Annotated in this window: 11 protein-coding genes; 7 read left to right on the top strand and 4 right to left on the bottom strand. The window is 45.0% G+C overall.

Translation table 11 applies throughout. The features are described from left to right. Both QUB35_RS29755 and QUB35_RS29760 read left to right on the top strand, forming a co-directional pair. A partial coding sequence (locus QUB35_RS29755) for a transposase (protein ID WP_333145248.1) occupies nt 1–789 on the top strand: 789 nt, incomplete at its 5' end. A 122-nt stretch (nt 790–911) separates the two neighbouring features. Then, nucleotides 912–2,390 carry a bifunctional orotidine-5'-phosphate decarboxylase/orotate phosphoribosyltransferase gene (locus tag QUB35_RS29760; RefSeq protein WP_333145249.1) on the top strand — a complete coding sequence of 493 codons (1,479 nt, stop codon included), beginning with the start codon at nt 912–914 and terminating at the stop codon, nt 2,388–2,390. A gap of 425 nt (nt 2,391–2,815) precedes the next feature. Here the strand turns inward: QUB35_RS29760 and leuB are convergent, their stop codons facing one another. Continuing rightward, nucleotides 2,816–3,901 (bottom strand): 3-isopropylmalate dehydrogenase, encoded by a 1,086-nt coding sequence (gene leuB / locus QUB35_RS29765; protein ID WP_333145250.1) that lies wholly within the window; start codon nt 3,899–3,901, stop codon nt 2,816–2,818. Between the two features lie 119 nt (nt 3,902–4,020). Between leuB and QUB35_RS29770 the strand changes: the two genes are divergently transcribed. From QUB35_RS29770 to QUB35_RS29780, 3 genes are all read left to right on the top strand, one after another. Next, entirely contained in the window at nt 4,021–4,863 is an 843-nt protein-coding gene (locus tag QUB35_RS29770) for a Uma2 family endonuclease (RefSeq protein WP_333145251.1), read from the top strand. A 126-nt stretch (nt 4,864–4,989) separates the two neighbouring features. Then, nucleotides 4,990–6,195 (top strand): DUF4336 domain-containing protein, encoded by a 1,206-nt coding sequence (locus QUB35_RS29775; RefSeq protein ID WP_333145252.1) that lies wholly within the window; start codon nt 4,990–4,992, stop codon nt 6,193–6,195. A 47-nt stretch (nt 6,196–6,242) separates the two neighbouring features. Continuing rightward, a complete protein-coding gene (locus QUB35_RS29780) occupies nt 6,243–6,368 on the top strand; it encodes a hypothetical protein (RefSeq protein ID WP_333145253.1) in 126 nt (41 codons plus the stop codon). Between the two features lie 50 nt (nt 6,369–6,418). Here QUB35_RS29780 and QUB35_RS29785 read toward each other — a convergent pair whose 3' ends face one another. The 3 genes from QUB35_RS29785 to QUB35_RS29795 all read right to left on the bottom strand — a co-directional run bounded on the left by QUB35_RS29785 (nt 6,419) and on the right by QUB35_RS29795 (nt 10,262). Continuing rightward, on the bottom strand, nt 6,419–7,060 hold the full coding sequence (locus tag QUB35_RS29785; protein WP_333145254.1) for a HEPN domain-containing protein: 642 nt from the start codon (nt 7,058–7,060) through the stop codon (nt 6,419–6,421). Between the two features lie 13 nt (nt 7,061–7,073). Next, nucleotides 7,074–8,321, bottom strand: a complete 1,248-nt coding sequence (locus tag QUB35_RS29790) for a DUF262 domain-containing protein (protein ID WP_333145255.1) — start codon at nt 8,319–8,321, stop codon at nt 7,074–7,076. Between the two features lie 117 nt (nt 8,322–8,438). Continuing rightward, complete coding sequence (locus QUB35_RS29795) at nt 8,439–10,262, bottom strand: metallophosphoesterase (protein WP_333145256.1); 1,824 nt, start codon at nt 10,260–10,262, stop codon at nt 8,439–8,441. Nucleotides 10,263–10,678: 416 nt separating this feature from the next. Here QUB35_RS29795 and QUB35_RS29800 point away from each other — a divergent pair, with 416 nt between their 5' ends. Continuing rightward, nucleotides 10,679–11,656, top strand: coding sequence for an acetamidase/formamidase family protein (locus QUB35_RS29800; RefSeq protein WP_333145257.1), 978 nt, complete (start codon nt 10,679–10,681; stop codon nt 11,654–11,656). A gap of 506 nt (nt 11,657–12,162) precedes the next feature. Beyond that, complete coding sequence (locus QUB35_RS29805; RefSeq protein WP_333145258.1) at nt 12,163–12,447, top strand: hypothetical protein; 285 nt, start codon at nt 12,163–12,165, stop codon at nt 12,445–12,447. The last annotated feature ends 169 nt before the right edge of the window (nt 12,448–12,616 follow it).

Genomic DNA, 12,616 nt, shown 5'->3' on the forward strand with positions numbered 1-12,616 from the left:
ATCAGAAAAGCAGATGGGTGGTATATTTCCCTGACGCTAGAAGATAAAACGGTTCCCGTAACGGTTGCAGAAATTCAACCGACGGTCGAAAACACTGTTGGTATTGATTTGGGAGTCAATAATTACGTCTATCTTTCCAATGGCGAAAGAGTTGAGAATCCTAGATTTTTAAGGAAATCGGCTCAGAAATTAGCAAGGCTTCAAGCGAAGTTAGCTAATAGAGTCAAGGGTTCTCAACCTTGGAAAATAATCAAGGACAAGGTTTCCCAACTCCATCAGTTCGTAGCTAGAGCTAGATTAGATTTTCAATTTAAAACTGCACATGAGCTACTTAGCAAGTGTGAGGTTTTAGTTGTTGAAGATTTGAGCGTCAAAAATCTAACTAGACGTGCCAAGCCCAAGACTGATATTGAGAATGGTAATTTGGTTTATTTGCCTAACGGTCAGTCAGCTAAGAGTGGTTTGAATAAATCCATGCTTGATGCTGCTCACGGGCAATTCGCCAACGTTCTGAAATATGTCGCATGGAAACTAGGTAAAAGCGTTTTGTTTGTTGACCCAAAAGGAACTTCTCAGTATTGCTGGCTCTGCCTCAACAAAGTCCCGAAAGAATTATCGGAACGGTGGCATTCTTGTCAATGTGGAGAATCTTTGGATCGCGATGAAAATTCAGCCAAACTTATAAGAAAAATTGGTCTGAGTTACGAAAGTGGCGGGGGAACTCCGTCACTCAAAAAAGCCTTTGAAAAAAAGGAAAAAGAAGCCTGCGGTCTAACTGTACTCAGTTGACCGTCAGGTTCGTTCACAAGATTCTTAATTTCAATTTCAACGGGGATCGGTTTCTTCCAGCACAACACCCCTCCCACTTTGATCTGCACTTTTTTAATTTCCCCTTACCTCCATAACACACTATGACGGATCGAACCAACTTTTTCGATAAACTGTTAGCTGCTGTTGAAACCAATCAAAGTTTGCTGTATTTAGCCCTCGACCCCGACCCAGAAACCTTGCCCCCGCAGGTTTCCATGACTGGGGAAGAGACTCAAACTTTTGTAACTGATTTGTTGTCAAAGCTAAAAAGTGCGATCGACCAAACAGCCGATTTAATCTGTGCCTGCAAAATCACCCTCGGTTTTTACCAATCTCTCGGTATTGCCGGTTGGGCATTGCTGCAAGAAATTTTAACAATTATTCCCCCTCACCTGCCAGTAATTTTAGATGCCAAACACTGCGATTTAAACACCAGCACAGTCTTTGCCAAAATAGTATTTCAAGACTGGCGAGTTGACGCTATTACCTTAAGTCCCTATGCCGGATTCGACCAAGTAGCGCCTTTTTTGTTATACGCTGGAAAAACAGTTTTTGTCCTCTGTGCCACCGCCAACCCGTCAGCGGCGGCTGTGCAAGAATACCCGACGCCAAAAAACCCTTTGTACTTGCAATTAGTCCGACTCTCTCAAACTTGGGGAACTCCCGAAAAACTCGGTTTAGAAGTAGGAATAATGCCGGATATGTTAGCTCGCATCCGCAAAGAAGCTCCAGAACGCCTAATTTTAGTCGAAGGAGACATCGCCGAAGAAAATGACCTCACAGAAGAAAACGACCTCGCACAACTGCTGGCGGCCGGTTTAAGCACAAATGGTGACGGTTTGCTGCTGCCAGTCCCCCCAAGTTTATTAGCCCAGAAAGAGCCACGCCCAGAAATTGAGAAATTGCGGGATAGTATTAATAAACAGAGGCTGCGGGCGATCGAAGGTAGCCCCACTTGCGAATTGTGGCTGCCCGATGTTTGCTTTTTACAACCCGAACCTCACCGCGATTTAATCTTGCAACTTTATGACATCGGCTGCGTAGTTTTTGGCGACCACGTACAAGCATCCGGCGCCGTATTTCCATATTACATCGACTTGCGGAAAATTATTTCAATTCCGCAGATTTTCCACCAAATTGTCAGCGCTTATGCAGATATTCTCAAGGATTTAAAATTCGATCGCATTGCGGGAATTCCCTACGGTTCTTTACCCACAGCAACGGGTTTAGCATTGCGGATGGAACGCCCGATGATTTTCCCGCGCAAGGAGGTGAAAACTTACGGTGCAGGCAAATTGATTGAGGGGCATTTTCAGGCAGGAGAAACGATTGTCGTAGTCGATGATATTTTGATTAGTGGCAAAAGCGTAATGGAAGGCGCGGCTAAGTTAAAATCGGCTGGCTTGAATGTGGAAGATATCGTGGTATTAATCGACCACGAACAGGGAGTCAAAGATAAGATGCAGGCCAACGGTTATCGCGCACATTCTGTGTTAGCGCTTTCGGAAATAGCTGAAGTTTTGTATCGAGCAAATCGCATTGATACCGAGCAATTCCATCTTTTGACAGCCGAACATTAAACCCCAATTCCTGTAGGGGCGGGTTTTACCAACCATCTGGGCTAAAAATTAATAATCTTATAAACCCGCCCTCAATGTACTGCGGAACATTAAAACCCAATTCCTGTAGGGGCGGGTTTTACCAACCATAATTGCCTAAAACAAAAAATCTCATAAACCCGCCCAACCCAACAAACAATCATCACCTACATCTTAACATTCAATACAAATTTCAGGTTGATGTGGATTATTGGTGGGGTGGGGGCGGGTTTATCTAGATTGTTGGTAATCGTTATATATTATTCGTAAAACCCGCCCCTACCACGCTATGCGATCGACTTTACAAAACTTCAATCAAAGGTTATTAGTTGTGTGGGGGCGGGTTTATGAGATTGTGTGTGTGCGTCGAATATTATTCGTAAAACCCGCCCCTACCAGACCATCGATCAACCTTGCAAAACTTCAATTAAAGCATCGCCCATCGCTCGACAGCCAACGAGTTTCATGCCTTCTGACATGATATCGCCAGTGCGATAACCTCGATCCAAAACTTCGACAACGGCTTGCTCGATTTTATTAGCAGCTTCCGGCTGATTTAAGGCGTAGCGCAGCATCATTGCCGCGCTTAAAACTTGGGCGATGGGATTGGCTTTATCTTGTCCGGCGATGTCCGGTGCGGAACCATGCACGGGTTCAAAAACTCCCGGCCCGCTTGCTCCCAAACTAGCAGAAGGCAGCATCCCAATACTACCAGTTAGCATCGCCGCCGCATCGGAAAGAATGTCGCCGAATAAATTGCCGGTGACAATTGTATCGAACTGTTTCGGCCAGCGAATTAACTGCATGGCGGCGTTGTCAACGTAGAGGTGAGAAAGTTCGACATCAGGGTATTCTGAAGAAAGGGCAATAATACGATCGCGCCACAGTTGCGAAACGTCCAAAACATTCGCTTTATCAACGGAACACAGCCTTTTCCCCCGCTTCCTGGCCGTCTCAAAAGCGACTCGCCCGATTCTATCAATTTCCGACTCCGTGTAAGCCATCGTATTGACGCCGCGTTTTTCGCCTGTTTCCGTCTCAAAAATACCTTTCGGTTTGCCGAAATAAATGCCGCCTGTGAGTTCGCGGATTACCATAATATCCACGCCTTCGACAACTTCCCGTTTCAAACTAGAAGCATCAACCAATTGCGGTAAAATAGTCGCAGGACGCAAATTTGCAAACAATCCCAATCCGGCGCGCAGTCCTAATAATCCAGTTTCAGGGCGCTGTTCGCGGGGCAAATTATCCCACTTGTAACCGCCAATAGCTGCTAACAATACTGCATCGCAGTTGCGGCATTTTTCCAGTGTTTCTTCTGGCAGCGGATTGCCTGTTGCGTCAATAGCAGCGCCGCCCATTAAAGCTTCTTGAAATTCAAAGCCGATGTCCAATTGTTGACCGACAAGTTTCAGGACATCTACCGCCACAGCGATAATTTCAGGGCCGATGCCGTCTCCTGGTAAAAGAGTGATGCGGTAGTTTTGAGTCATATCGATTTTGGAGTTTTGATTTGAGATTTGAGATTGAGAGTTAATGGGAATTCTTTGAAAATGCAAGACATTCTCACAAGGTTATAATCATATCAGGATAAGCAACCTCAGAATTGATTATGACATTCCCGACTTACCCGCCTGCTCAAGCTGAACCGCCTTTAGACCCCCGGCAGAGTTTGCCAACAATGTATGATTTACCTAGCGAAGACCCAAAGGAGCCCGGTTTGCCAGATACATTTCATTTAGATCAGCCGCAACTCTTGGAATTCACGTTTTTGCCGCCGGGATGGGATGCGGAACAAGTCTTTACAGCCAGTGACCTAAATTTGTATTACGATGCAACACAACCGCGCTGGCATAAACGCCCGGATTGGTTTGCTGCGGTGGGTGTGCCAAGGCTTTATCAAGGGCGCGATATGCGTTTGAGTTATGTAGTTTGGCAAGAACGGGTAAATCCGTTTGTGGTGGTGGAATTGCTATCGCCGGGCACTGAAGATGAAGATTTAGGGCGGACTGTTCAGCAAGCTGGGGAACCGCCGACTAAGTGGCAAGTTTATGAACAAATTTTGCGGATTCCTTACTATTTTGTGTTCAGTCGCTACACGGATGAATTGCGAGCTTTTCATCTTGTAGGAGGTCACTATGAACCTGCAGAATTAATTGATGGGCGGTTATTTATTCCTGAGTTGCAGTTGAGTTTAGGTTGGTGGCAAGGCACTTATAAGAGTATGAATCGGTTGTGGTTGCGGTGGTTTACGGCCCAAGGAGGGTTGATTTTGAGTCCGGGTGAAAGAGCAACGGCGGCGGAACGGCAACTGATAGAATCTCAACAGCAAGTAATTGAAGCTCAACAGCAACTGACAGAATCTCAACAGCAACTGACAGACTCTCAACAGCGAGAGGAAAGACTAGCGGCGCGGTTGCGGGAGTTAGGCATCGATCCTGAACAGTTGGTTTAATAGTTCTCGCACCCAGGCCTGGTGAAACCCGGTTTCAACTCCTCGAATCCGCGCAACAGGAGTGAAATAAGATAAAAATAGTTCGATCGCACGCACGTACAAAAAAATCGGCAAGGAGTCGCACCAGTGGCAGAGGGCGAAGGCATACCAACATCAGCACAGATTGATTATCGGGACTATTCTTGGGCCTTTTGGCCGGTCGTCCCCCTCTATCCCTACAGCAAGCGGCGCACCATCCGCAAGGAAATAGTCAAGGACACAATCTGGACTTTTGACCAACTACAAGGCATTTTCTACGTAGTCGTCCCGATTCGGATGACAGTAATTAAACTAGAACCCGAAGGCCTTCTCGTCTACGCCCCGGTTGCACCGACTCCTGAGTGCATCCGCTTGGTAAAAGAGTTAGTAGCAGAGCACGGCGAGGTGAAGTACATCCTGCTGACAACGGTTTCAGGCATCGAGCACAAAGTTTTTGTCGGCCCCTTTGCGAGGTGTTTTCCCGAAGCGCAGGTGTTTGTCGCCCCGCAGCAGTGGAGTTTCCCGGTGAATTTGCCGCTGAGTTGGCTGGGTTTGCCCGCGAAACGCACCTCTGTACTGCCCTTTGACAGCAGCAACACCCCCTTAGCCGATCAATTTGACTGGGCAATTCTCGGCCCGCTGGACCTCGGTTTGGGCAGATTTGCTGAAGTTGCGTTATTTCACAGACGATCGCGCACCCTGATGCTAACAGATTCCATAGTTTCCATTCCCGAAAATCCCCCCGCGATCGTCCAACTCGACTCGTACCCGCTGCTATTTCACGCCAAAGACAGCGCCTCGGACACGGTGGCAGACACCCACGAAAATCGGCGCAAAGGGTGGCAGAGAATCGCCTTATTTGCCATGTATTTTAGCCCTAGCGTGCTGGAAGTGCCGCCGTGGTCGGAGGTATTTGCCAAGGCACGAGAAGCGCCAGAACGCTCTAGGAAAGCTTATTTCGGGTTATATCCGTTCAAGTGGAAAACACATTGGGAGCGATCGTTTGAGGCTTTGCGGGGAGGGGGGCGGTTGTTTGTCGCGCCGATTTTGCAGACATTGATTCTCAACCGCGCCCCCAGGGAAACTCTCGATTGGGTGGATAAAGTGGCGAGTTGGGACTTTGAAAAAATTGTACCTTGTCACTTCGATGGTGCGATCGACTCCCGGCCGCGTGAATTTCGGCAAGCATTCTCGTTTCTGGAAAAACACTCGCCAGTTAATTCTTTACCCGAAGACGATTTTAAATTGCTCAGGCAGATTGATGCGGGTTTGAATAAAACAGGTTTGGTTCCGCCTGCGAAAGACAAGGTTTAATCGGAAATTTTGCACCATTCTGAATAAGCTGTTTGAGCACAGGCAAGATGCCTGTGCCACAAGAAAATAAAGTATTGTGGAACGGGCATCTTGCCCGTTTGAGCACAGGCAAGATGCCTGTGCCACAAAAAAATAAAGTATTGTGGAACGGGCATCTTGCCCGTTCCGGCTAGAAGCCTACCAAAAAGATTAAACTCTTGACAATTGGTGTCGGTTTATTCATTTATCTCATTAAATTATTAATCAGCTCATCCACCCTCAAAAGTTCTTGAATAATTTGCTCTACCCTCTGCAGTTCATGTATAGGATTTATGCTTCTAATAGTTTTCGGGGATGTAGCTGAAGTATGTGCCGCCACACCTCTTTCTTCCCCAAACGTATTCATGGTAGCCAGCCAAGCAGGCTCTAAATCATCGGTATCTATTCCTATTGGCAAAAGCAACGCCAGAAGATTAGCTTCTTTGATGCCATGATTCTGGTCAATGCTTCGCTTAAAACTATTAATAGCTAAATCTATTTTTTTGTTGACTTTTATTTTTTCCGGTGGCAAAGCTTTACTTCCCTTAGTTGGAGTCAGTGTATCTGGTGGTGCTTCCATCATTTGACCAGAAAAGCCAAGCAAGCAGATTAAAGTACGGCAACTCTTACCCTGACTATCCCAATTCTTTTTAGCATTAAGGGCTGCTTCCCAAACTCTGTCCTCAAAATAAGCCTCAATTTCGGCATGAACTAAAACTCTGTAGGCAAGAGTTAAGGCTAGCTGCCGCTCGGAATATGAACCTAGAGGATTAATCTTAGGAAAAAATTGTTTTTTTAACCTATTTAACTGCTGGGTTAGAGTACGAAATCTAACGGATTTTGGCATACCTCTTAATAACTTACCTCAAACCGTTAAAGATAATATGGTTATCTACGAGTTCAGGTACATTAAACTCTACATCCAAAACCTTTAACAAAGCTTTGCCCCACAGTGAGAGACGAGTATGAGTTTCGCGAATGCTAGTTGTGCTTTTCTCAACAGCTTCTCTGAATTCGCTATTAGATGATGAACATAACTCTTTAAAAGCTTTTTCCACACCCGCCGGATTCTTCTCAGCAGCTTCACTAATAACTGAATCTGAAAAATAAAAAACCATTACATCTAAAATAGCTCGATTAAACTTGCCTCGGTAAGTATTAGAACTACTCAACCACACGCGAAATATATTTTCTTCTCCAAATATTGTAGTGGTTGTTTGCACTGCCTTTTCAAATTGGCTAACTGTATATCTGACCTCAGTTTCTTTCTCTTTCCAATCCTTGTTGAGCTTTTTGCAAGTCATATCCAGGAACACTTTAAGATTACCGCGATAATCGGATAAAAAATGATGGAATCCTACATATCGCAGTAATAATTCGACATCGCGCATCCGAGGATCGGGATTTGGGGATTTAAGTATTTTTCTTAAAGCCTGATTTTTAATTGATTCGTCATCTAAAAAATTGATGAAATCACCTGGATGCAATGCTTGCCTGAGTTCTTGTGGAGATAGCGGAGTATTTTCTAAATTCAGACGGAGAAAAATTTTGTAGAGTAAACTTTCTGTATGCCAATTCCTAATCAATGTAGTACGAAGAGTTTGATTATCGAGTGCATCAAGTACAGAACTATGGAGAAGATCGTTTTTTAGAGCCTCATGCGTACAACCATTGAGTTCAGGTCTAAATTCTAAGTTTTTCAAAGCAAAACTATCGTTGGGAGTTTCGCTCCTTCCATAAAATTGCAGAATCGTAAGCAAGCGTTGCTTGCCGTCAAGAACTACAAATTTTCCGCGCTTTTTATCTTGAGAAGCCAAAACTATATCTGGAATGGGAAATCCTAGAAAAATAGATTCAATAAACCTGCTTTTGCGAGTTATATCCCAAGCATCTCGTCTTTGAAATCTTGGATTAAGTTGAATATTGTCACGAACAAGTTGATCGAGTATGGTGGCTGTCGTCCAGTCATTTCCAGCTACAATTATTTCGGAAATTTCGTCTAAGACTGATTTGGAATTACCATTAGATTCAAGCTCATAATCTAGAGCTTCATCTTCCTCATCAAAGCTTACTTCTTCGGGTTTTTCTAAGAGGTTTAGTTCAGGCATGACCGCGCTCTACTTGGTAAGTTTAATTGGGATACAGTATACCTAAGTATAGCAAAAGTCAGAAGCCTTAAGTTATCATAGGAGTAACTAATTTATCGATTATGAAAACGATCGCTTTTAATTTTTACGGATTTTTAAGCTAGATGGCGAATTTTTCAACTTAAACTCATCAAACTTCACCACTTGCGACTCCGGTTTCCGCGTATCGAAATAGTAGCTACTCACAACACCACTACCCGTATCAAAAATAGTAAAAGCCGTAATATCATTGCTATCAATATACGGCAGCGGCCGCCCATCCTTCCCCAACAAAGGCGCAACAGTCGGCACCACAGGTTCCAATCCGTTCGGGTCTCCAATAGCGCTGTAATCTTCCCGATATGCCGGCGGCACAAATCGGCGCTTTTCCCCCACAAAAGCACCGTAACTGTTGCCTACATTAGAACTCTCCAAAAAGTGCATTCCGCTGGAACTGACAAACCGATTCCACAAGTGCGAATGTCCGTAAAATACCAACTGCACCCCCGCTGTTTCTAGTAGCGGCACTACATCCCGAATCAGATAATCTTGCTGTTTCGGATATTCGTAACGCACCATTTTAATCTCGCCATCGAGAGCGAGATCGACTATTTGCACAGGGTCAGTATAAGCAGGTACAATATTGTCACCCAGAGAATGCGGCGGGTGGTGAAACATCACAATTTTATATTTTGCCTGCTGGAATTCCGAACTCTTTAACTCTTGTTGCAGCCAATTATATTGAGCGCTGCCCTTGACAATCGGCTCAAAAATATGCTGTCCGTATCCCCATTTTTCGGAATTATTAAAATCTGCGTCCCGTTCGCGATACCTGCCTCTCGCACCCGGATCTAAATTCGGAGTCCGCCAGATATTCGTAGCATACAAAGTCACTAACCGCACGTCCCCAAAAGTCACAGCATAGTAATTTTTGCCTCCCGGTAAATTGAAAATCTCGTCATAGGTATCGCTATTAAAACTATTGTTTTTTAGCCATCTTTCCCGCACAGAAGAGTCATTACTAGGATTCAAAGAGGCAGCACGTTGAGCGTATATTTTCTCGGCAGCGACGCGGGGAAAAGGATCATTAAATTGCTCACCGAGTGTGCTGTTAGTTGCAAAGCGACCCATGATTTCGTGATTGCCAATGGCGGGAAATAAAGGCGCGTGTTGGATCAGTTCGCCGCCGCTGTAAACGGTTTTGATGCCGTTTTTGTCGAGTTCGGAAAATGCGCGCCCTTGCATAGCGGGAAAGAAGGCGCGGCCGCGATTTTCGTCAAACCATTCGGAAGCGCGATCGGGTATATTAATTAAATCCCCTGCCATAAAAACCGCGTCAACTCTCCCAATGGTTTCGGCTACTTTCTGGAGATTTGCTGCTGTCATCGGCATCAATTGATGGTCGGAAGTGAGGAGAATTTTGAGCGCAACTCCTGCTGCTGGTGTGGGAGAAAGAGTGAAAACTTTGCTGCTGACAGATGCGCCGTCTTTCCTTTCGCTAGTGACTCGATAAGGAATGCGAGCACCGGGCCTTAAATTGGAGACTTCTGCTTCGTGGCGCCAGATGTCGCGGACAATTGGATTGCTGTCAATGATGCTTTGTTTCATTTCATCGGAAATGCGCGAGTCTTTGTCTTCGCGAGTGCGGCTTAGCTTGGTAGTATTTGCCGCCGCAATTTCCTTCAGATTTTCGCCGTAAGCAACCGTGTTGCGAGTACCGGCAAACTCGGTGAACCAGACAACTCGCACCGAGTTTGCTGTTGGAAGTTGCAGAAACGGATCGGTTAAAAGCTGAGGTTTGTTAAGATAAGATTGCATAAGGAAACCTAGCAAGAGGACAATCAAAATCAAAACAGCAAAAAACCAGGGATTGCGAGAATAACCTTTGGGATTTCCTACTTGGTTGGGCAATGGTGTTAACATAATTCATTAGTCATTAGTTTGTAAGGGCGGGTTGCACCAGCCAAACAGAACTCCCCACCCAAATACATATAAACCCGCGCCACCAATTTTCAATTTTAAACTACCCAGGTTATCAACAAGTTAAGAAATTAGTATAATATCTCCGATAAAAGAAACCTCCACCCTTTTTGGAAATCTTCTTATAGCGGTTCTCAGGAAAGTAAGGTACTCTTCCAATGCCCCATGCCCAATGCCCAATGCCCAAAAACACCTCATGTTACTGAGAAAGGCTATATCTCTGAATTCTCTTTCTCTGCGCCCTCTGCGCCCTCTGTGGTTCATTAAAAAAAAATCTCAAAAATGCTTGAGACTTGCGATATAACATTCTTAACACCCTTCCTTCCATCTAAAATCTAAAATCTAAAATCTAAAATCCCATGACTCGCCACCTTCTCAAAGCCAACTGCAAAACCGTACACTTGGGCGGTTTCTCTCCGAATATCGAACCTGCTTTAACTGTCGATTCGGGCGATCGCATCGATATCGAAACCTATTCAGGATATTATGTTGCTGACAAAGCGCCGCCCGAATTTCTCACCCCCGAATTTTTAGATATTTGTCAGAATTTGCCTCCCAACCGGAAAGTTGGGCCAGGGCCCCACTTGCTGACAGGCCCGATTTATGTTAACAATGCCGAACCGGGAGACGTTTTAGAAATTCACATTGAGGATGTTTACCCCAGTTTACCAGTAGGATTTAATGCAATTCGCGCCGGATGGGGAGCTTTGCCTGAGTATTTCCCCGAACCTAAATTGCGGTTTATTCCGCTAGATTTAGAGCAAAAAACTGCTGAATTTCCCACAGGTAGCGGCATTCGGATTCCCCTGCATCCTTTTTTTGGCATTATCGGCGTTGCCAATGCAGAAATCAACCGTTCTTCTATTCCTCCAGCGCGCTACGGCGGTAATATGGACAATCAGGAACTGCAACCAGGAACGCGGTTATTTTTACCTGTTTTTCTGCGCGGCGGTTTACTGTCAATCGGTGACGGACATTCGGCACAAGGAGACGGTGAAGTTGACGGTACTGCCATTGAAACTTCGATGAACGGGACTATTCAAATCATCTTACGCAAGGATTTATTTCTGATATTTCCGTTTGCGGAAACGCCCACTCATATTGTGATTATGGGATTTGGTAGAACATTAGATGAAGCGTTTGAGCTGGCGGTAAAACAGACGGTTTATTGGCTGCAAAAGTTTGCAGGTTTCCAAGAGGAAGATGCTTATGTTTTCTGTTCGCTATCGGTAAATTTTCGGATTACGCAGGCTGTCAACAATCCTCAAAAAGGAGTTCACGGAATGATTTCCAAGTGTATTTTACCAGAGGTGAAAATTCTTGGTCACGGAGTGTGAGCGAGTATAATAACACGCGATCGACCAAAAAATTAGGATCGCGATCGCACAAACTACACAAATTTGTCACTGCTGTGGTCGATCTGGATCGCGATCGTGTTGACAATTAAGCTTAAAATGGGATAAGTGACAAAATCTACCTAAATCGAACTCAACGTCAGGAACCTCAGTCTAAAGGCATGAGGCTTGAAAGAGAAATCTAACAAGCCATCCTGACGGGCCTAAGTCTTTACTGACTACGTTTTTTGAGTCACGATACCGGAGAATGCGAAGCTAGTTTTCCGCTCTATCGCTTGCAACTAAACAGTCTTAAGGTCACGCTCGACAGTGTTGCTAGCCGGCGCAAGCTCACTAAACAAAGGCGCGTGCTAACTTTACCCCAGAAATGGGAGTTTGAGGCAACCATACCTCACGCCTTGGGGCAACCATACCCCTCCACCCCGCGAGGAGATTCAAATTAAATGTAAAGCCGTGCTAAAAGCACGGGGTTTCTACCCATTTTTATGATGAAAAACCAGACTGACGATGTTGCCAAAAGAGATTTAGTCGATCGAGCTTTTGGGAGTGCAGCAATACCAGATCCGACAGCGTGGGTGCACGAACATTATTTTCTGGCTAATTTCGCCGATACTCTGGCCCTCATCCAAGAACATATGTCTGATGACAGTTGCGAAATCGGCGAGAATGGTGACTCTGGCGAGGGACTCTTATCGATCGATGCCAAAATTAGAGATATGTTGAGAGCTACTTTTAGCGACGACGGCTGGCAATATGTCGAAAGTTTATTGTGAGTTTGGTACAATCCATAAGTATTTGTACGTTCATAACTTGAGAGCGTAAGTTATACCAGTTTAAAAAAGAATCCAACTTTAGGCCGGTGATCTAAACCATTAGATCATCCGTTATGCCGAATTCTTTAATCTCAAATCTCAAATAATATCACTTTCCTCCCCCAAGACA

The sequence above is a fragment of the Microcoleus sp. B13-B6 genome (assembly GCF_036705405.1).
Classification (GTDB): domain Bacteria; phylum Cyanobacteriota; class Cyanobacteriia; order Cyanobacteriales; family Microcoleaceae; genus Microcoleus.